Annotated in this window: 27 protein-coding genes; 1 reads left to right on the top strand and 26 read right to left on the bottom strand. The window is 38.4% G+C overall.

The window, feature by feature from the left end; all coding sequences use genetic code 11:
- From secY to rpsL, 25 genes are all read right to left on the bottom strand, one after another.
- Positions 1-1296: a preprotein translocase subunit SecY gene (secY, locus tag CP370_RS01800; protein ID WP_004895849.1), complete on the bottom strand. Its 1296-nt coding sequence runs from the start codon at positions 1294-1296 to the stop codon at positions 1-3.
- Entirely contained in the window at positions 1296-1736 is a 441-nt protein-coding gene (rplO, locus tag CP370_RS01795) for a 50S ribosomal protein L15 (protein WP_003649460.1), read from the bottom strand. Before rplO ends, secY begins: the two co-directional genes overlap by 1 nt.
- Positions 1737-1761: 25 nt before the next feature.
- The gene (rpmD, locus tag CP370_RS01790) at positions 1762-1947 is read right to left on the bottom strand and encodes a 50S ribosomal protein L30 (RefSeq protein ID WP_024273012.1); all 186 of its coding nucleotides are present in this window, start codon (positions 1945-1947) and stop codon (positions 1762-1764) included.
- A 9-nt stretch (positions 1948-1956) separates the two neighbouring features.
- Positions 1957-2481, bottom strand: coding sequence for a 30S ribosomal protein S5 (rpsE, locus tag CP370_RS01785; RefSeq protein WP_003647820.1), 525 nt, complete (start codon positions 2479-2481; stop codon positions 1957-1959).
- Between the two features lie 17 nt (positions 2482-2498).
- Positions 2499-2858, bottom strand: a complete 360-nt coding sequence (gene rplR / locus CP370_RS01780; RefSeq protein ID WP_004895852.1) for a 50S ribosomal protein L18 — start codon at positions 2856-2858, stop codon at positions 2499-2501.
- A gap of 27 nt (positions 2859-2885) precedes the next feature.
- On the bottom strand, positions 2886-3416 hold the full coding sequence (rplF, locus tag CP370_RS01775; RefSeq protein ID WP_012845644.1) for a 50S ribosomal protein L6: 531 nt from the start codon (positions 3414-3416) through the stop codon (positions 2886-2888).
- Positions 3417-3440: 24 nt separating this feature from the next.
- Positions 3441-3839 (bottom strand): 30S ribosomal protein S8, encoded by a 399-nt coding sequence (gene rpsH / locus CP370_RS01770; protein ID WP_004895856.1) that lies wholly within the window; start codon positions 3837-3839, stop codon positions 3441-3443.
- Positions 3840-3863: 24 nt separating this feature from the next.
- A complete protein-coding gene (locus CP370_RS01765) occupies positions 3864-4049 on the bottom strand; it encodes a type Z 30S ribosomal protein S14 (protein ID WP_003647824.1) in 186 nt (61 codons plus the stop codon).
- Positions 4050-4063: 14 nt separating this feature from the next.
- Positions 4064-4606 (bottom strand): 50S ribosomal protein L5, encoded by a 543-nt coding sequence (rplE, locus tag CP370_RS01760; protein ID WP_004895859.1) that lies wholly within the window; start codon positions 4604-4606, stop codon positions 4064-4066.
- A 14-nt stretch (positions 4607-4620) separates the two neighbouring features.
- Positions 4621-4860: a 50S ribosomal protein L24 gene (gene rplX / locus CP370_RS01755; RefSeq protein ID WP_004895861.1), complete on the bottom strand. Its 240-nt coding sequence runs from the start codon at positions 4858-4860 to the stop codon at positions 4621-4623.
- 20 nt (positions 4861-4880) lie between these two features.
- Entirely contained in the window at positions 4881-5249 is a 369-nt protein-coding gene (gene rplN / locus CP370_RS01750; RefSeq protein WP_003647826.1) for a 50S ribosomal protein L14, read from the bottom strand.
- A 33-nt stretch (positions 5250-5282) separates the two neighbouring features.
- A complete protein-coding gene (gene rpsQ / locus CP370_RS01745; protein WP_003647827.1) occupies positions 5283-5549 on the bottom strand; it encodes a 30S ribosomal protein S17 in 267 nt (88 codons plus the stop codon).
- Positions 5550-5571: 22 nt separating this feature from the next.
- Positions 5572-5769 (bottom strand): 50S ribosomal protein L29, encoded by a 198-nt coding sequence (gene rpmC, locus CP370_RS01740; protein ID WP_003647828.1) that lies wholly within the window; start codon positions 5767-5769, stop codon positions 5572-5574.
- The gene (gene rplP / locus CP370_RS01735) at positions 5759-6196 is read right to left on the bottom strand and encodes a 50S ribosomal protein L16 (RefSeq protein ID WP_004895865.1); all 438 of its coding nucleotides are present in this window, start codon (positions 6194-6196) and stop codon (positions 5759-5761) included. The genes rpmC and rplP overlap by 11 nt, the downstream gene beginning before the upstream one ends.
- A 2-nt stretch (positions 6197-6198) precedes the next feature.
- The gene (gene rpsC / locus CP370_RS01730; RefSeq protein WP_004895867.1) at positions 6199-6867 is read right to left on the bottom strand and encodes a 30S ribosomal protein S3; all 669 of its coding nucleotides are present in this window, start codon (positions 6865-6867) and stop codon (positions 6199-6201) included.
- A gap of 14 nt (positions 6868-6881) precedes the next feature.
- Positions 6882-7235: a 50S ribosomal protein L22 gene (gene rplV / locus CP370_RS01725; RefSeq protein ID WP_003649465.1), complete on the bottom strand. Its 354-nt coding sequence runs from the start codon at positions 7233-7235 to the stop codon at positions 6882-6884.
- 20 nt (positions 7236-7255) lie between these two features.
- The gene (rpsS, locus tag CP370_RS01720) at positions 7256-7543 is read right to left on the bottom strand and encodes a 30S ribosomal protein S19 (RefSeq protein WP_003647831.1); all 288 of its coding nucleotides are present in this window, start codon (positions 7541-7543) and stop codon (positions 7256-7258) included.
- 21 nt (positions 7544-7564) lie between these two features.
- Positions 7565-8401, bottom strand: a complete 837-nt coding sequence (rplB, locus tag CP370_RS01715; RefSeq protein ID WP_004895870.1) for a 50S ribosomal protein L2 — start codon at positions 8399-8401, stop codon at positions 7565-7567.
- A 19-nt stretch (positions 8402-8420) separates the two neighbouring features.
- Positions 8421-8717: a 50S ribosomal protein L23 gene (gene rplW / locus CP370_RS01710; protein ID WP_004895873.1), complete on the bottom strand. Its 297-nt coding sequence runs from the start codon at positions 8715-8717 to the stop codon at positions 8421-8423.
- Complete coding sequence (gene rplD, locus CP370_RS01705) at positions 8717-9334, bottom strand: 50S ribosomal protein L4 (RefSeq protein ID WP_004895875.1); 618 nt, start codon at positions 9332-9334, stop codon at positions 8717-8719. The genes rplW and rplD overlap by 1 nt, the downstream gene beginning before the upstream one ends.
- A 14-nt stretch (positions 9335-9348) precedes the next feature.
- Positions 9349-9978, bottom strand: a complete 630-nt coding sequence (gene rplC, locus CP370_RS01700) for a 50S ribosomal protein L3 (RefSeq protein ID WP_003649467.1) — start codon at positions 9976-9978, stop codon at positions 9349-9351.
- Positions 9979-10004: 26 nt separating this feature from the next.
- Positions 10005-10313 carry a 30S ribosomal protein S10 gene (gene rpsJ, locus CP370_RS01695; RefSeq protein ID WP_004895879.1) on the bottom strand — a complete coding sequence of 103 codons (309 nt, stop codon included), beginning with the start codon at positions 10311-10313 and terminating at the stop codon, positions 10005-10007.
- A 270-nt stretch (positions 10314-10583) separates the two neighbouring features.
- A complete protein-coding gene (gene fusA / locus CP370_RS01690) occupies positions 10584-12680 on the bottom strand; it encodes an elongation factor G (RefSeq protein ID WP_012845640.1) in 2097 nt (698 codons plus the stop codon).
- A gap of 29 nt (positions 12681-12709) precedes the next feature.
- Positions 12710-13180 carry a 30S ribosomal protein S7 gene (rpsG, locus tag CP370_RS01685; protein ID WP_004895884.1) on the bottom strand — a complete coding sequence of 157 codons (471 nt, stop codon included), beginning with the start codon at positions 13178-13180 and terminating at the stop codon, positions 12710-12712.
- Positions 13181-13203: 23 nt separating this feature from the next.
- Positions 13204-13611, bottom strand: coding sequence for a 30S ribosomal protein S12 (rpsL, locus tag CP370_RS01680; RefSeq protein ID WP_003647838.1), 408 nt, complete (start codon positions 13609-13611; stop codon positions 13204-13206).
- Positions 13612-13777: 166 nt separating this feature from the next.
- Here rpsL and CP370_RS01675 point away from each other — a divergent pair, with 166 nt between their 5' ends.
- Positions 13778-14449 (top strand): A24 family peptidase, encoded by a 672-nt coding sequence (locus CP370_RS01675; RefSeq protein WP_012845639.1) that lies wholly within the window; start codon positions 13778-13780, stop codon positions 14447-14449.
- 74 nt (positions 14450-14523) lie between these two features.
- On the opposite strand, the gene rpoC is transcribed toward CP370_RS01675, so the two are convergent.
- Entirely contained in the window at positions 14524-18195 is a 3672-nt protein-coding gene (rpoC, locus tag CP370_RS01670; RefSeq protein ID WP_004895890.1) for a DNA-directed RNA polymerase subunit beta', read from the bottom strand.
- Positions 18196-18202 lie beyond the last annotated feature (7 nt).

Below are 18202 nucleotides of genomic sequence, written 5' to 3'. Positions count from 1 at the left end.
CTATCTAATAAATCCAACGTATTCGCGTTTCATTAGTAACCCATCAACTTGACGAGCTAATTCTAAAACAACACCAATAACGATTAAAAGACTTGTTCCACCAAGACCAATTGAACTTGGTAAACCAAAAATATTTGTAGCAAGTTGTGGTAACAAGGCAACTAGACCTAAAAATACCGCACCTACTGTAGATAATCTAATCAAAATTTTAGATACATATTTTTGTGTATCTTTTCCTGGCCAAACGCTAGGAATATAGGCTCCTTGCTTTTGCAAGTTCTCAGCCAACTTTTCTGGATTTACTTGAACAAAGGCATAGAAGAAAGTGAACAAAATAATCAATAGTGTATAAATCAATGCACCAGGGGTAGTTTGTAAACTAAATATTTGATTACAAATCTTAAACCATTGTTCATTTCCATGGGATCTTTGGAAAGCCATCAAAATTGTAGCTGGTGTAATAATAAAGGAACTGGCAAAAATAACTGGAATAACTCCAGACACGTTAACCTTTAATGGTAGGAAACTTTCGGAGCCACTTGTTGCTGCTCTACGAGTATATTGAATAGGTACTCGTAAATCAGCTTGTTGAAACCATGTAACAAATTGAGTTACTAGTAAAATGGCAATAATGATCGCGATGAAGAACAAAATCCCTTGCCAACGATCGCTAGCACTATTATTAATGATGAAATCTTTATATAGTTGATAAATTCCATTTGGAAGGCGAGCAATGATACCTGCAAAAATAATAACAGATACACCATTTCCCAGCCCCTTATCAGTAATTTCATCACCTAGCCAGGTCAAAAGCATTGTCCCAGCAGTCATAATAATGGCAATCTCAATATAGGTTTGGGGAGTTTGCGTTTTAACCAAACCCATTTCAGTTAAAACGTTAAAACCAAGAGTAATTCCTAGACTTTGAACAAAAGCAACGACTAAAGTAAGATAGCGCGTTACCTGATTTGTTTTTCGTCTTCCGACTTCTCCTTGTTTCCCCCACTCAACTAACTTAGGAACAATATCCATTTGGAGTAATTGAATAACAATTTGAGCAGTGATATAAGGTGAAACCCCTAATGAAAAGATTGAATAAGTATCTAATCCACCACCGCTGACTGTATCCAACATTGGGACTAAACCAGTTTGTGCAACCCGAGTAATAGCTTTTGCATTAACACCCGGAACCGTAATATTAGCTCCGATTCGATAAAGCAATAGGATAAAGAGAGTAAAGAAGATTTTTGATCTAATATCTTTATCCTTAAAGGCGTTCTTCAAGGTCGAGAACATTAGATCACCTCAACAGTTCCGCCAGCGGCTTCAACAGCTTTTTTAGCAGCTTCTGAGGCTTTGTTAACTTTTACAGTTAACTTAACCTTTAATTCACCGTTAGCTAACAACTTAACTCCTGCAAGTTCTTTTTTAACTAAACCTGATGATTTTAATGTATCGATAGTTACTTCACTACCATCATCAAATCTGTTTAAATCATTTAAATTAATAATAGCGTATTCTTTGCGGTTAACGTTCTTGAAACCACGCTTAGGCATTCTTCTGAATAATGGCATTTGACCACCTTCGAAACCTAAACGAGTCTTACCACCAGTACGAGCTAATTGACCCTTTTGTCCACGACCAGCAGTTTTACCGTAACCACTAGAAGTACCACGACCAACACGTTTTCTGTTGCGACGTGAACCTTCATTTGGTTTTAATTCATTAAGCTTCATTAATTGGCACCTCCTTGGATTCTAATTACTTATTAACCTCTTCAACTGAGATCAGGTGAGCAATCTTCAATAAAGCGCCACGAGTTGCAGCGTTGTCTGGAAGAACAACAGTGCTATTTACCTTACCAAGACCAAGAGCTTTAACAATTTTTCTTTGTTTTGGAAGACGGTGTGCGACGCTTTTAATTAAGGTAACTTTTAAATCCATTATTTAATCTCCTTAATCTTCTAAGCTTTTTGCTGACTCACGAAGCTTCAAAACATCTTCACGAGTCTTTAATTTACTCAAACCGTCCATAGTAGCACGGATAACATTGATTGGTGTATTTGAACCAAGTGATTTAGAAGTAACATCTGAAATACCAGCTAAATCCATGATAATACGAACAGCACCACCAGCAGCAACACCAGAACCAGCTTCAGCAGGCTTCAACATAATGTTACCAGAACCGTAATGGCCCATAACTTCATGTGGAATAGTAGTACCAACAGTAGGTACCTTAATCATTCTCTTTTTACCAGCTTCAACAGCCTTGCGGATAGCTTCTGGGACTTCTTGAGCCTTACCAGTACCAAAACCTACATGACCTTTTCTATCGCCGACGATTACAACAGCAGCAAATCTCATGCGACGACCACCCTTAACAACCTTGGTGATCCGGTTAATTGCTACTAATTGATCTTCAATATCGTCTTTTTTACGATCTTTACGAGAATCTCTACGAGAATCGTTGCGGTTTGCCATTAGTTAATTCTCCTTTCCTAGAATTCTAATCCGTTTTCACGTGCTGCATCAGCAAGAGCCTGAATACGACCATGGTATAAGTAACCACTTCTGTCAAATACAACACTCTTGATGTTCTTCTTAGCAGCAGTTTCAGCTAAAGCTTTACCTACTTCAGCAGCTTGTTCCATCTTAGAACCTTCTGCTGAAATATTTTTATCATTTGTTGAGGCACTTGCAAGCGTTACACCCTCTACATCATCAATTAATTGAGCGTAGATGTTTTTGTTTGAACGGAAAACACTTAAGCGTGGGCGCTCAGCAGTACCAGAAATCTTTCCACGAATACGTTTATGACGCTTTAAGCGTAATTTGTTTTTATCTGGTTTAGAAATCACAATTTCACCTCAAAAATTTTCTATTTATTATTTACCAGTCTTACCTTCCTTGCGACGTACATATTCGTCTTCGTAACGAATACCTTTACCCTTGTAAGGTTCTGGTGGACGAACGTCACGAATTTCTGCCGCAAATTGACCAACAACTTGTTTTGAAATACCTTCGATTTCAATTGAAGTTGCTGATGGAGTTTTAACAGTAATACCTTCTGGTGCTTCAAATTCAACTGGGTGAGAGTAACCAACATTTAAAGTTAATTTCTTACCTTGTGCAACTGCACGGTATCCAACACCAACTAAAGTTAACTTCTTAACATATCCATCAGTTACACCTTCAATCATGGAAGCAAGGTTTGCTCTTTCAGTACCGTGAATAGCTTTGTCAGCTTCACTTGAACGACTAAAATGAATTTCTCCATCTTTTTGTTCAAAGGTAATGCGTGGATCAAAGTATCTAGTTAATTCACCTTTTGGTCCCTTAACAGTGATGTCGTCACCATTCTTGGTAACTGTGACCTTTTCAGGAACCTCGATGACCTTTAAACCAATTCGGCTCATTAATAGTTCTCCTTTCTGTCAAAATTACCAAACGTAAGCAATAACTTCGCCGCCGACGTTCTTTTCTCTAGCTTCTTTATCAGTAATCACACCTGCAGAAGTAGAAATGATAGCAATACCAAGACCATTAAGAACTTTTGGTAAGTTTTCAGCACTTACATAGTTTCTTAAACCAGGCTTAGAAATACGCTTTAAACCTGAAATAACGCGTTCGTTATTAGGACCGTACTTCAAGAAAATCTTGATCATACCTTGTTTGTTATCATCTTCAACTTGGTAATCGCGAATAAAGCCTTCGTTCTTTAAGATTTCACTAAGTGATTTCTTCATTGATGATGCAGGAATCTCAACAGAAGTATGTTTTGCCATGTTGGCATTTCTAATTCTAGTCAAGTAATCTGCAATAGGATCTGTCATGACCATTTAATTTGCCTCCTTTACCGTTAATTACCAACTTGCCTTTTTAACACCAGGAATTTGACCCTTGTGTGCTAAGTCTTTTAAGCAAATACGGCATAATTTGAACTTGCGGTAAACAGAGTGTGGACGGCCACATCTCTCGCAACGAGTGTATTCACGAGATGAAAACTTAGCAGGACGATGATTTCTGACGATTTGTGATGTTTTAGCCATTAATATCCTCCAAATTATTTAGCAAAAGGCATACCAAACTCAGTAAGAAGTTCACGAGCTTCTTCATCTGTCTTGGCAGTAGTTACAATAACAACGTCCAAACCTCTAACACGGTTTACCTTGTCGTAATCAATTTCTGGGAAAATTAATTGTTCTTTGATACCTAAAGTGTAGTTACCACGACCATCAAATGATCTAGAACTAATTCCACGGAAATCACGAACTCGAGGAAGAGAAACGTTGATTAATTTGTACAAGAAATCGTACATTCTATCGCCTCTAAGAGTTACCTTAGCACCAATAGACATACCTTCACGTAAACGGAAGTTTGCGATTGATTTCTTAGCTTTAGTAATCAAAGGCTTTTGACCTGAGATTAAAGTCAATTCTTCTACAGCTTCATCAAGATTCTTTGCATTAGAAACTGCATCACCGACACCCATGTTTAAAACGATCTTATCAATCTTAGGAATTTCCATAACTGAATCGTAATTAAACTTTTTGTTCATAGCTGGTGCGATTTCATTTGAGTATTTTTCTACTAAACTGTTTGCCATGTGCGTCCTCCCTCCTATTTGTTGTTATCTTCTTTTTTAGCAATAACTTTTACATTAGATGCATGGATAGAACCTTCTTTTTCTACCACACCACCATTAGCGTTGGTTTGTGAAGGTTTCTCATGCTTTTTGATCTTATTAACACCTTTGACAACGATACGGTTAGTCTTGGCGTTGACTGAAAGTACAGTGCCTTCTTTGCCTTTATCTTTACCGGCAATAACTTTTACTTTGTCACCTGTTTTAACAAACATCAGTGCACCTCCCTAAAAAATTATAAGACTTCAGGAGCAAGAGATACGATCTTCATGAAATCGTGCTCACGCAGTTCACGGGCTACAGGCCCAAAAATACGAGTTCCACGAGGACTCTTATCAGCATTAATTACAACTGCTGCATTTTCGTCGAACTTGATGTATGAACCATCTTCACGGCGTGCACCTGATTTTGTTCTAACAATAACTGCTTTTACAACATCACCTTTTTTGACAACGCCACCTGGTGTTGCTTGTTTAACAGCAGCAACTACGATATCACCAATATTACCGGTCTTACGCTTAGAACCACCTAAAATCTTGATAACTAGGAGTTCTCTTGCACCGGAGTTGTCAGCAACCTTTAAACGGCTTTCGTGTTGGATCACTAGTTTATCCTCCCCTCAATAAAATCCGCGTAATTAAATTGACTTCTTAACAATCTTAGTTAGACGGTAACGCTTCGCATGTGATAATGGACGGGTTTCCATGATACGAACAGTATCGCCAATCTTAGCTTCGTTGTTTTCATCGTGAGCGTAATACTTCTTTGAGTACTTGATACGCTTCTTATAAACAGGGTGGTTCTTGTAGGTATCTACAACAACTGTAATAGTCTTATCCATCTTGTCAGAAACAACTCGACCTTGGTATACGTGACGATTATTTCTTTCGTTAGTTTCGCTCAAGTTAATAACTCCCTTCCGTTAACTAATTCTTGCTCAATTCTTTTTCGCTAAGAATTGTCTTAATTCTAGCAATGTTCTTGCGGACTTGTCTCAAGCGAGCGGTGTTCTCTAATTGACCCGTTGCTTGTTGGAAACGCAAATTAAAAAGTTCTTCTTTATATTGCTTTTCCTTTTCTAACATTTGATCAGTGGTTAATGCTCTGATATCTTTAGCCTTCATTAGATTCGCCACCTACTTCCGAACTCTTCTTAACAAACTTAGTCTTAATTGGAAGCTTGTTTGAAGCAAGTCTTAAAGCTTCACGAGCAACGTCTTCTGAAACGCCACCGATTTCAAACATAATCTTGCCTCTTTTAACGACAGCTACCCAACCAGCTGGTGCACCTTTACCGGAACCCATACGAACACCAACACCTTTTGCAGTGTAGGATTTTTGTGGGAAGATTCTAATCCAAACTTTACCGCCACGCTTCATGAAACGAGTCATAGCAATACGAGCAGCTTCGATTTGTCTATTAGTAATCCAGTGAGATTCAACAGCTTCTAAACCATATTCACCAAATGCAATGGTCTTTCCACCTTTGGCTTCACCACGCATTTTACCGCGGAATTCACGACGGTGCTTTACACGCTTAGGTACTAACACTATTAGTTTCCTCCCTTCGCTTTCTTAGAAGGTTTGTTCTTACGTTGTGGTAAAATTTCACCACGGTTAATCCAAACCTTAACACCAATTTGACCATAAGTAGTTGCAGCTTCTACCCAAGCATAATCAATATCTGCTCTTAAAGTATGAAGTGGAACACTACCTTCAGTATGCCATTCTCTTCTTGCCATATCAGCACCATTCAAACGACCAGCAGTTTGAACCTTGATACCTTTAGCACCAGAACGCATAGATCTTTGAGTTGCTTGACGAGTTGCACGTCTAAATGCAATTCTTGCTTCAAGTTGGCGAGCAATGCCTTCGCCTACTAATTTAGCATCTAAATCAGGTTTCTTAATTTCAACAATATTAATGTGAACGTTCTTGTTAGTTAAAGCACTAAGTTGTTTTCTTAAAGCTTCAACTTCCTTACCACCTTTACCAATAACCATACCAGGTTTAGCAGTGTGGATAGAAATGTTAATTCTGTTTGCAGCACGTTCAATTTCCACAGTGGAAACAGATGCATCAGCTAACTTTTCAGAGATGAACTTTCTAATACGTAAATCTTCATTTAAAGTGTCAGCGTAGTTTTTGTCTGCATACCACTTTGCTTCCCAACCACGGTTAACACCGAGACGGAAACCATTTGGGTTAATCTTTTGACCCATTAAATTTACCTCCCTTAATCGTTCTTCTCAGATACTACAACTACTACGTGGCTAGTTCTCTTATTAATTGGAGAAGCCATACCCTTAGCACGTGGACGGAATCTCTTTAAAGTTGCACCTTCGTTAACGTATGCTTCTGATACGTAAAGGTTTGCACTTTCAAGATCGTAGTTGTGTTCAGCATTTGCAATAGCTGACTTCAATACTTTTTCAACGATTGGGGAAGCAGCTCTTGGCGTAAATTGTAAGATTGCGAGAGCTTCAGCAACACTCTTTCCACGAATAAGGTCTACTACCAAACGGGCTTTTCTAGGAGCGATGCGAACTGTTCTTGCTTCAGCTTTAGCTGAACTAATTTGTTCTGCCATTTAGATGTCTCTCCTTCCTATTATTTACCTACTGTAGTAGTGGCCTTATCAGCGACCTTGTGGCCGCGGAAAGTTCTAGTAGGTACGAATTCACCTAACTTATGACCAACCATATCTTCAGTAATGTATACTGGCACATGTTTTCTTCCATCGTAAACAGCTATTGTGAAACCAACAAAGGAAGGGAAAATAGTTGAACGACGAGACCATGTTTTAATTACTTGTTTCTTTTCGGAACCTTCTTGGGCTTCGATCTTCTTTAAAAGGCTTGCATCAGCAAAAGGACCTTTTTTAATACTACGGCTCATTAATTAACCTCCTTCGTTTAATTATTTGTTACCTTTACGGTGACGAATAATAAGTTTTTCACTTCTAGCCTTAGAGTTTCTAGTCTTAATACCACGAGACTTCTTACCCCATGGAGTCATAGGTTGTGGACGACCAACTGGTGCCTTACCTTCACCACCACCATGTGGGTGATCGTTAGGGTTCATTACGGAACCACGAGATTGTGGACGTTTACCCAACCAACGACTACGACCAGCTTTACCTAATTGAATTAATGAGTGTTGTTCATTACCAACAGAACCGATAGTAGCACGGCAAGTTGACAAAATCTTACGAACTTCACCACTTTGAAGTCTAACTAAAGTGTACTTACCATCATTACCAAGAACTTGTGCAACAGTACCAGCACTTCTTACTAATTGTCCACCTTTACCAGGCTTTAATTCAATATTGTGAATTTCAGTACCAGCTGGAATAGCAGATAATGGTAATGCATTACCTGGCTTAATATCAGCATCTGGACCAGATTCAACAACAGCACCAACTTTTAGACCCTTAGGTGCTAAAATGTAAGCTTTAATACCATCAGTGTAGTGAAGAAGAGCGATATTAGCAGTTCTGTTTGGATCGTATTCGATAGCCTTAACAACTGCTTTTACATCATCCTTGTTACGCTTGAAGTCAATGATACGGTATTTTTGTTTGTGACCACCACCACGGTGTCTAACAGTAATATGACCGTATGAGTTACGACCAGCAGTATGACTTTGAGATTCAAGTAAAGTCTTTTCAGGCTTTTTCTTGGTAATTTCAGCAAAGTCGGAAGAAGTCATATTACGTCTGCCGTTTGTAGTTGGCTTATATTTGATAATTGCCAATTGACTGACCTCCTATTTACTAATTTTCTTTATTATCATTGAAGATCTTAATGTCATTAGAATCTTCAGTTAAAGTAACGATTGCTTTTCTACGGCGAGCAGTCTTACCAGTGTAACGACCAACTCTCTTTTCTTTACCGCGAACGTTCATAATGTTAACATTTTTAACTTTTACATCAAAAATTTCTTCGATTGCATTACGAACTTGAGTCTTGGTAGCTGATACAAGCACATCAAAAGTATACTTTTTATCATCCATTAAGTTCATGGATTTTTCGGTAACTACAGGCCGTAAGATGATATCACGTGCATCCATTATGCCAAAACCTCCTCAATTCTCTTAATAGCGTCTTGAGTTAATACAAGTTTTTGGTAGTCAACCGCATCAACAACATTTAAGCCATTAACAGGTACAACTTTCACTTTTGGAAGGTTCTTACCTGATAATTGAACATTCTTATCATCAGACACAACTAAAACCTTACCAGAAACATTAGCATTATCTAAGATAGCTTTTAATTCTTTAGTCTTAGGTGCTTCTAAAGTTAATTGATCAAGAATGATTAGATCATTGTCAGCAACTTTTTGGGAAAGAACTGACTTCATAGCTAAACGACGTGCTTTACGAGGCATATCCATCTTGTATGAACGAGGAGTTGGGCCAAATACAGTACCACCACCACGCCATTGTGGAGCTCTAATAGAACCTTGACGAGCACGACCAGTACCTTTTTGTCTCCAAGGTTTCTTACCACCGCCACGAACAGCTGATCTGTTCTTTACAGCAGAAGTACCTTGACGCTTACCAGCTCTTTGTCTAATGATAGCATCAAAAACAACACTTTCATTAGGTTCAATACCGAAGATTTCTTCATTTAAATCTACATTACCTGCAGACTTACCTTTTTGATCGATAATTTCTAAATTAGCCATTATAGTCCTCCTTCCTATTTAGCAGCTTTAGCAGCAGATTTTACAAAAATTAATGAGTTCTTTGCACCTGGAACATTACCTTTAATTAAAAGTACGTTCTTTTCAGGTACAACTTTTTCAATTACTAAGTTTTGTACGGTAACTTTCTTGCCACCCATGTGACCAGGTAACTTTTTACCCTTAGGTACACGGTTAATGATTGAACCCATTGAACCTGGGATTCTGTGGTATCTTGAACCGTGGGTTTCTGGACCTCTTGATTGGCCCCAACGCTTGATGTTACCTTGAGTACCATGACCTCTTGTAGTTCCAGTAACGTCAACTACGTCACCTTCACTAAATGAGTCCACCGTGATTTCTGAGCCGACTTCGTAGTCCTTAAGCTCGACATCGCGGATTTCCCGAATGAAGCGCTTAGGTGAAGTCTTTGCTTTTGCAGCATGACCTTTGGCAGGCTTGTTGCTCAATACTTCACGCATATCTTGGTAACCTACTTGAACTGCTTCGTAACCGTCTGATTCGTTAGTTTTAACTTGTAAAACAACGTTAGGGGTTGCTTCGATAACAGTTACAGGAACCAAAATACCGTTTTTAGTGAAGATTTGAGTCATACCGACCTTTCTTCCTAAGATTCCTTTGGTCATGATTACACCTCCATATATGTTTTAAATTATAATTTAATCTCGATATCAACGCCGCTTGGTAAATCAAGCTTCATTAATGAATCAACAGTCTTAGGTGTTGGATTCAAAATATCAATTAAACGCTTGTGTGTACGGATTTCAAATTGTTCACGTGAATCCTTGTTCATATGTGGTGAACGTAAAACAGTGAATAAAGTTCTTTCCGTAGGTAGTGGAACAGGGCCAGAAATTTGTGCGCCTGTTCTTTCAGCAGTAGCTACAATCTTAGCAGCTGATTCATCGAGAATACCATGTTCGTATGACTTTAATCTAATACGAATTTGTTGACTTGCCATCTAATAACCTCCTTCGTCTTCTTTAAAAGATGACTAGCTCGGCAAAAATTACCGACTCACCTCTGTGGCAATGCAGCCTGGTGTGCCGCAACCTTTTGCGTCAAAGCATTGCTTTTGTGCACGGGGTATACCCCTCCAATATTTTCGCACGTTTACTATTGTACTGTGTCTTTCCTTAAATAGCAAGCTTTCTCAGCATTTTATTTTATTTTTTTGTACAAAAAAAGAGATATCCTTCGATATCTCTTTTCTTTAACTCTCTAATTAAAATTATTCAGCGTCTTCGCCACCACGTTTTTTGATGATATCAGCTTGAATAGACTTAGGAGTTGGTGAGTAGTGGTCAAATACCATAGTAAATGTACCACGACCTTGAGTTGATGAACGCAAAGTAGTTGCGTAACCAAACATTTCTGAAAGTGGAACAAATGAGTTGATTACTTTAGCACCAGCTCTATCTTCCATACCTTCCATAGAACCACGGCGTGCAGTGATTGAACCCATTACATCACCTAGGTATTCTTCTGGAGTAGTTACTTGAACTTTCATGATAGGTTCAAGAATAACGGCACCAGCCTTAGAAGCAGCATTTCTCAAAGCAAGAGATGCAGCAACCTTAAAGGCAGCTTCTGATGAATCGACTTCGTGGTAACTACCATCATATAACTTAGCCTTAACATCAATTAATGGGTAGCCAGCAAGAACACCATTCTTCATAGCTTCTTGTAAACCTTGGTCAACTGAAGGAATAAATTCACGAGGAACTACACCACCAACGATAGCGTCTTCGAATTCGTAACCCTTTCCTTCTTCATTTGGAGTAAATTCGATCCAAACATCACCATATTGACCTTTACCACCAGATTGACGAACAAACTTACCTTGTGCTTTAGCTTCCTTAGTGAAGGTTTCACGGTAAGCAACTTGTGGTTCACCAATAGTTGCTTCAACGTTAAATTCACGTTTCATACGCTCAACCATGATGTCTAAGTGTAATTCACCCATACCAGAAATCAAAGTTTGACCAGTTTCTGGGTTAGTTTCAGCACGGAAAGTTGGGTCTTCTTCAGTAAGCTTTTGTAAAGCAACATCCATCTTATCACGGTCAGCTTTTGACTTAGGTTCAACAGATACTTGGATAACTGGATCTGGAACTTGTAAACTTTCCAAGATAAGTGGGTGAGCTGGATCAGTTAAGGAATCACCAGTAGTAGTGTTCTTCAAACCAATAGCACCAGCGATATCACCTGAGAATACTTCTGGAATTTCAGTTCTTGAGTTAGCGTGCATTTGAAGCAAACGACCAACACGTTCACGAGAGTTCTTTGATGCATTTAATACGTAAGAACCTGATTGAAGTGAACCAGTGTAAACACGGATGAAAGTTAAACGACCAACAAATGGATCAGTTGCAATCTTAAATGCTAAAGCTGCAAATGGTTTCTTATCGTCAGCCATAAGTTCAACTTCGTCACCAGTCTTAGGATCATGAGCAACGTAAGGTTTTACGTCAAGTGGTGATGGTAAGTAATCAACAACACCATCAAGCATCATTTGAACACCCTTGTTCTTGAATGCTGAACCTGCGTAAACTGGGAAGAATTCTAAGTTTAAAGTAGCTTTACGGATAGCTGCCTTTAATTCATCGTTAGAAATTTCTTCACCGCCTAGGTACTTGTCCATGATACTATCATCAACATCAGCAACAGCTTCAATTAATTCGTTACGACGCTTTAAAGCTTCTTCCTTGTATTCATCAGGAACTGGAATAGTATCCCATTTTGAACCAAGTTTATCTTCATCATAAACATCAGCAACCATGTTGATTAAGTCAATAACACCTTCAAAAGTGTCTGCTGAACCAATAGGCATTTGAACAGCTTGTGCGTTTGCATTTAAACGTTCATGTAATGATTTAACAGACTTATCGAAGTCAGCACCGATCTTGTCCATCTTGTTAACAAAAACAATACGAGGAACACCGTAAGTTTCAGCTTGACGCCAAACATTTTCAGTTTGTGGTTCAACACCAGCTTGAGCATCAAGAACAGTTACAGCACCATCAAGAACACGAAGTGAACGTTCTACTTCGATAGTGAAGTCAACGTGTCCTGGGGTATCGATAATGTTAATTCTGTAATCCTTCCATTGAGCAGTAGTAGCTGCGGAAGTAATAGTGATACCACGTTCCTTTTCTTCTTCCATCCAGTCCATTTGTGAGTCACCTTCGTGAGTTTCACCAATTTTGTGGATCTTACCAGTATAGTACAAAATACGTTCAGTAGTAGTAGTTTTACCGGCATCAATGTGGGCCATGATACCAATGTTACGTGTCTTATCCAAAGGGAATTCACGTTTGTTAGCCATAAGATTAATCTCCTTTTACAAACTAACGATTAGAAGCGGTAGTGAGCAAATGCACGGTTTGCTTCTGCCATTCTGTGGACGTCTTCACGTTTCTTAACTGCTGAACCAGTGTTGTTAGCAGCATCCATAATTTCATTTGCAAGACGTTCATCCATAGTATGTTCATTACGTAAGCGTGCGTATGAAACAAGCCATCTTAAGCCAAGAGTAGTTCTTCTTTCTGGACGAACTTCAACTGGGATTTGATAGTTAGAACCACCGATACGGCGTGCTTTAACTTCCAAAACTGGCATAACGTTGTTCATTGCTTCTTCAAAAACTTCAACCGGTTCCTTACCAGTCTTATCTTGAATAATACCAAAAGCATCGTAAAGAATTGAAGATGCCTTTGCTTTCTTACCATCAATCATTAAGTGGTTAATTAACTTAGTAACCAATTTAGAGTTGTAAACTGGATCTGCTAAAACATCTCTCTTAGCAATATTACCTTTTCTAGGCATTAGTAGTCCCTCCTATTAATTGTTTAACCCTTCTTAGCACCGTACTTAGAACGGCCTTGTTTTCTACCATCAACACCTGCAGTATCCAAAGCACCACGAATAATGTGGTAACGAACACCAGGAAGGTCCTTTACACGACCACCACGAATTAAAACAACGGAGTGTTCTTGTAAGTTGTGACCAATACCAGGGATGTAAGCAGTAACTTCAATTAAGTTTGAAAGACGAACACGAGCGTACTTACGTAAAGCTGAGTTAGGCTTCTTAGGTGTCATAGTACCTACACGAGTTGCAACTCCACGCATTTGAGGTGCTGGGTTGTAGTTCATTTTTTTCTTCATGCTGTTGTAAGCATAGTTTAAAGCTGGTGAATCAGATTTAGTCGTCTTTGAGTGACGGCCTTTTCTAACCAATTGGTTAATTGTTGGCATTAAAATTTCCTCCTAAAATTGTTCACACATCCGGGAGTTTCTTTTCTGACCTCACGGACATCATGTTTTTAATAGCACAATGGCTAGTGTAACACGATTTTTTAATTCAGTAAACAATTTAAAAAACTTTTTTTGATTTTGCGTATATAAATATTGGAGGTATAAAATGCCAACATTATTCATTTATGGACTTAATTTTATATTCGGAACTATCATCGGTTCCCACTTGTTAGTAGTCGTACAACGTTTTGGACAGGAAAATTTTATCTCAGAGAAATCTCACTGTGATAGTTGCAAAATTCCTCTTACCCTTCTTAATCAAATTCCTATATTTTCATTTATACGATATAAGGGACATTGCTTTTTCTGCAATGCACCTATTCCTATAGAAGCATTATATTGTGAATTACTCGGTGGGATTGCATTTTTGCCCTTAAATCCTTATCTTGATCAATCTTCCTATTTATTCATTACCTTTATTTTTCTAATTAGTATCTTTGATTATTTTGACCACTCTTTTCCTATCTCTCTCCTTTTCCCCTTAATTTGTATCATCGTTCTTACTCGTGCCTTTTTAAACTACGAGTTAATAGAATGGGGATTAATATTTGCTATAATTTTAATTTTTTTAATAATGAATTTAAAAAATAAATTCGGCTATGGTGATACAATCATTTTTGTTATTCTAGTTTTTTACTATGATTTTTATACTGCACAATATATTTTCCTTCTAGCTTCTATTCTTTTACTTATTAATCACATACTTGGTGACAAACGGAACACCTATCCCTTTGTTCCTTTCATTTTTTTAAGTCTTATATTTTATAATTTTCTCTAATAACACAAAAAAGCCTACTCGTTTCTACACGAATAGGCTTTTTTAACACAAATGTTTAAGTTTTGAAAGGACGATTAGTCAGCTGAACCATTGTCTTTCTCTGCATCAGCTGCAGCTAATTTCTTTTCAATATCAGCTATAGAATAAACTGACTTTTTCTTTTCATCTTCAGGAACATCAACTTTAGGTTCCATTTCACGGTAAACTGGCATACCAGTACCTGCAGGAATAATCTTACCAATAATAACATTTTCCTTAAGACCAAGTAATGGATCGTTCTTACCACGAATAGAAGCATCAGTAAGAACACGAGTAGTTTCTTGGAAGGAAGCTGCAGATAAGAAACTATTAGTTTCAAGAGCGGCCTTGGTAATACCAAGAATTACACTTTGCGCAGTAGCAGGAATACCACCGGAAATAATTACTTCACGGTTTCTTGCCTTAAATTCACCAATATCCATCAATTCACCTGGTAAGATATCAGTTTCACCTGGGTCAAGAATACGAACCTTTTGAAGCATTTGACGTGCCATAACTTCAACGTGTTTGTCGGCAATTTCTACACCCTGCATTCTATAAGCTTTTTGAATTTCACTTAGAATGTATTTTTCGGTAGTCAATGCATCACGTACACGAATCAGTTCCTTAGGATCGATAGAACCAAGAGTCAACTTATCTCCACGTACAACATGATCGCCTTCAGCAACTGCTACTGAAGCAGTATATGGTACGTCATAAGTACGAGTATCAGTTTGTCCCTTAACGGTAATTTGACGAGTGTGTTCGGCTGGATCTTCTTCAATTGAAGTTACTTCACCAGTTACTTCAGAAATTGTAGCACGACCCTTAGGATTACGAGCTTCAAACAATTCTTGAACACGAGGTAAACCTTGAGTAATATCTGCAGCACCGGCAACACCACCGTTGTGGAAGTTACGCATAGTTAACTGAGTACCAGGTTCACCAATTGATTGAGCGGCAACAGTACCAACTGCTTCACCAACTTCAACGTCGTCACCAGTAGCAAGGTTCATACCGTAACATTTCTTACATACACCATGTTGAGTGTTACAAGTAAATACGGAACGAATTGTTACTTCAGTAACTCCGGCATCAACGATCTTATGAGCCATATCTTCGTCCATTAAGACATCAGCTGGACAAATTACTTCATGAGTTTCTGGATCGTAAACACTCTTAGAAGTGTAGCGACCAACTAAACGGTCAAATAATGGTTCAATCATTTCATCGCCTTCAGTAATTGCGTGAACAGTTAAACCACGATCAGTGCCACAATCTTCTTCACGAATAATAACATCTTGAGCTACGTCTACCAAACGACGAGTTAAGTAACCAGAGTTGGCAGTCTTCAAGGCGGTATCTGTCATACCCTTACGAGCACCGTGAGTGGACATGAACATTTCCAAAACAGACAAACCTTCACGGAAGTTTGAAGTAACAGGAATTTCCATCATTCCTCCGTTAGGAGCGGCCATCAAACCACGCATACCAGCAAGCTGAGTAAAGTTAGAAATGTTACCACGAGCACCAGAATCAGCCATGATTGTAATTGGATTTCTTGGTGCATGAATTTGAGCAATTTCATTTTGAACAATTTCTTTACAGTTATTCCAAATACTAATTACTCGATCATGTCTTTCTTCATCAGTGATTAAACCACGACGGTATTGCTTAGACACAACATCAACTTTCTTACGAGCTTCTGCTACAATATCATCTTTATCACTAATTGTAGGGATATCTTCAACACCGATAGTTAAACCAGAAGTGGTACATACAGTGTAGCCTAGTTCCTTCAAATCATCCAAGAAATCAGAAGTTCTTTGAACTTTGTAATCCTTGTAAATTTGAGCAATAGAATCTGATAAGAATCCCTTCTTAAAGGCTTGACCAAGTTTCATATTGTCAAGCTTTTCATGGATATCTTCACCAGGTTGTAAGAAGTATCTTTCATCTACTGGGTGAGTAAGATTTTCTTGAGTAGGATCGTTAATGTAGTAGAAATCTTTAGGGAAAATTTGGTTGAATACTAACTTACCGTAAGTAGTTACAAAAATTCCATGTTCGTAGCCCTTTGGCCATGGCTTTTCTGGCATTGAGTCAGCTGCTAAACCAATACGAGTATGATAGTGAATATCACCATTTGCATATGCAATAGCTGCTTCAGCTGGTGAATCAAAGATCATTCCTTCACCTTCACGACCACGCTCTGCTTGAGTTAACCAGTAGTTACCCAAAACAATATCCTGAGAAGGTGTAACGATTGGCTTACCATCCTTAGGAGCCAAGATATGGTGAGCAGCAAGCATCAGCAAACGTGATTCTGCTACAGCTTCATCAGATAATGGAACGTGAATGGCCATCTGGTCACCATCAAAGTCGGCATTGTAAGCTTCACAGGCAAGTGGGTGAAGACGAATTGATTTACCAGGTACCAAAACTGGTTCAAAGGCTTGAATACCTAAACGGTGAAGAGTAGGTGCACGGTTTAAAAGAACTGGTCTTTCTTTAATTACATCTTCTAAGATATCCCAGATATCATCATCTTCACGATCAATCTTACGCTTAGCATTCTTAATGTTAGATGCTAAACCACGTTTTACTAATTCGTGCATTACAAATGGCTTAAATAATTCTAGAGCCATTGGACGTGGCACACCACATTGGTAAAACTTCAATTCAGGTGAAACATCGATAACTGAACGACCTGAGTAGTCAACACGTTTACCAAGTAAGTTTTGACGGAAACGTCCTTGCTTACCTTTCAACATGTGAGAAAGAGATTTAAGAGGACGATTACCTGGTCCGACAACTGGACGTCCACGTCTACCGTTGTCAATTAATGCGTCAACTGCTTCTTGAAGCATACGCTTTTCGTTTTGAACGATAATTCTTGGTGCATTTAAGTCTAACAATCTCTTTAAACGATTGTTACGGTTGATTACACGTCTGTATAAATCGTTCAAGTCAGAAGTTGCGAAACGTCCACCATCAAGTTGAACCATTGGTCTCAAGTCTGGTGGAATAACAGGAATACAATCCATAACCATCCATGAAGGCTTGTTACCTGAATTCTTAAAGGCATCCAAGATGTCTAATCTTCTGATAGCCCGAGTTCTCTTTTGACCAGTAGCAGTCTTTAATTCTTCTTTTAGTTCATGAACTTCTTTATCAATATCTACTTGTTCTAGAAGTTCTTTTACAGCTTCAGCACCCATTTTAGCTTCAAAACGGTCACCGAATTTTGCTTTCTTTTCACGATATTCAGCTTCTGTTAAAAGTTGCTTATCTTCAAGATCAGTATCACCTGCATCAATAACAATGTAAGCAGCAAAATAAATTACTTCTTCCAATGCACGAGGTGAAATATCTAAGACTAATCCCATACGAGAAGGGATACCTTTGAAATACCAGATATGTGAAACCGGTGCAGCTAGTTCAATGTGACCCATACGTTCTCTTCTAACTTTAGCAGAAGTAACTTCAACACCACATCTATCACAAACAATGCCACGGTAACGAATACCCTTGTACTTACCACAAGCACAAGACCAGTCCTTAGTTGGTCCGAAGATTCTTTCATCGAACAAACCATCTTTTTCTGGTTTCAAAGTACGATAGTTGATAGTTTCTGGTTTTTTAACTTCACCATAAGACCAACTTCTGATCTTGTTTGGAGAAGCCAAACCGATTTGCATACTTTCAAACTTATTTACGTCGATCAAAAGTTTA

This window comes from Lactobacillus sp. UMNPBX19 (genome assembly GCF_002553805.1).
Classification (GTDB): Bacteria; Bacillota; Bacilli; order Lactobacillales; family Lactobacillaceae; genus Lactobacillus.
Note: the sequence above shows the minus strand (reverse complement) of the source record. Positions and strands in the feature narration are given on the sequence as shown.

What these genes read in the sequence shown, in the direction of transcription:
- rplO (WP_003649460.1), bottom strand. Translation starts at nt 1,736, where the DNA reads ATGAAGCTTAATGAATTAAAACCAAATGAAGGTTCACGTCGCAACAGA.
- rpsJ (WP_004895879.1), bottom strand. Translation starts at nt 10,313, where the DNA reads ATGGCAAGTCAACAAATTCGTATTAGATTAAAGTCATACGAACATGGT.
- rpsG (WP_004895884.1), bottom strand. Translation starts at nt 13,180, where the DNA reads ATGCCTAGAAAAGGTAATATTGCTAAGAGAGATGTTTTAGCAGATCCA.
- rplX (WP_004895861.1), bottom strand. Translation starts at nt 4,860, where the DNA reads ATGTTTGTTAAAACAGGTGACAAAGTAAAAGTTATTGCCGGTAAAGAT.
- rpsE (WP_003647820.1), bottom strand. Translation starts at nt 2,481, where the DNA reads ATGGCAAACCGCAACGATTCTCGTAGAGATTCTCGTAAAGATCGTAAA.
- CP370_RS01765 (WP_003647824.1), bottom strand. Translation starts at nt 4,049, where the DNA reads ATGGCTAAAACATCACAAATCGTCAGAAATCATCGTCCTGCTAAGTTT.
- CP370_RS01675 (WP_012845639.1), top strand. Translation starts at nt 13,778, where the DNA reads ATGCCAACATTATTCATTTATGGACTTAATTTTATATTCGGAACTATC.
- fusA (WP_012845640.1), bottom strand. Translation starts at nt 12,680, where the DNA reads ATGGCTAACAAACGTGAATTCCCTTTGGATAAGACACGTAACATTGGT.
- secY (WP_004895849.1), bottom strand. Translation starts at nt 1,296, where the DNA reads ATGTTCTCGACCTTGAAGAACGCCTTTAAGGATAAAGATATTAGATCA.
- rplF (WP_012845644.1), bottom strand. Translation starts at nt 3,416, where the DNA reads ATGAGCCGAATTGGTTTAAAGGTCATCGAGGTTCCTGAAAAGGTCACA.
- rpsS (WP_003647831.1), bottom strand. Translation starts at nt 7,543, where the DNA reads ATGAGCCGTAGTATTAAAAAAGGTCCTTTTGCTGATGCAAGCCTTTTA.
- rpsH (WP_004895856.1), bottom strand. Translation starts at nt 3,839, where the DNA reads ATGGTCATGACAGATCCTATTGCAGATTACTTGACTAGAATTAGAAAT.
- rpmC (WP_003647828.1), bottom strand. Translation starts at nt 5,769, where the DNA reads ATGAAGGCTAAAGATATCAGAGCATTAACCACTGATCAAATGTTAGAA.
- rplW (WP_004895873.1), bottom strand. Translation starts at nt 8,717, where the DNA reads ATGGATGCACGTGATATCATCTTACGGCCTGTAGTTACCGAAAAATCC.
- rpsC (WP_004895867.1), bottom strand. Translation starts at nt 6,867, where the DNA reads ATGGGTCAAAAGATTAACCCAAATGGTTTCCGTCTCGGTGTTAACCGT.
- rpsL (WP_003647838.1), bottom strand. Translation starts at nt 13,611, where the DNA reads ATGCCAACAATTAACCAATTGGTTAGAAAAGGCCGTCACTCAAAGACG.
- rplC (WP_003649467.1), bottom strand. Translation starts at nt 9,978, where the DNA reads ATGACCAAAGGAATCTTAGGAAGAAAGGTCGGTATGACTCAAATCTTC.
- rplE (WP_004895859.1), bottom strand. Translation starts at nt 4,606, where the DNA reads ATGGCAAACAGTTTAGTAGAAAAATACTCAAATGAAATCGCACCAGCT.
- rplD (WP_004895875.1), bottom strand. Translation starts at nt 9,334, where the DNA reads ATGGCTAATTTAGAAATTATCGATCAAAAAGGTAAGTCTGCAGGTAAT.
- rplV (WP_003649465.1), bottom strand. Translation starts at nt 7,235, where the DNA reads ATGGCAGAACAAATTAGTTCAGCTAAAGCTGAAGCAAGAACAGTTCGC.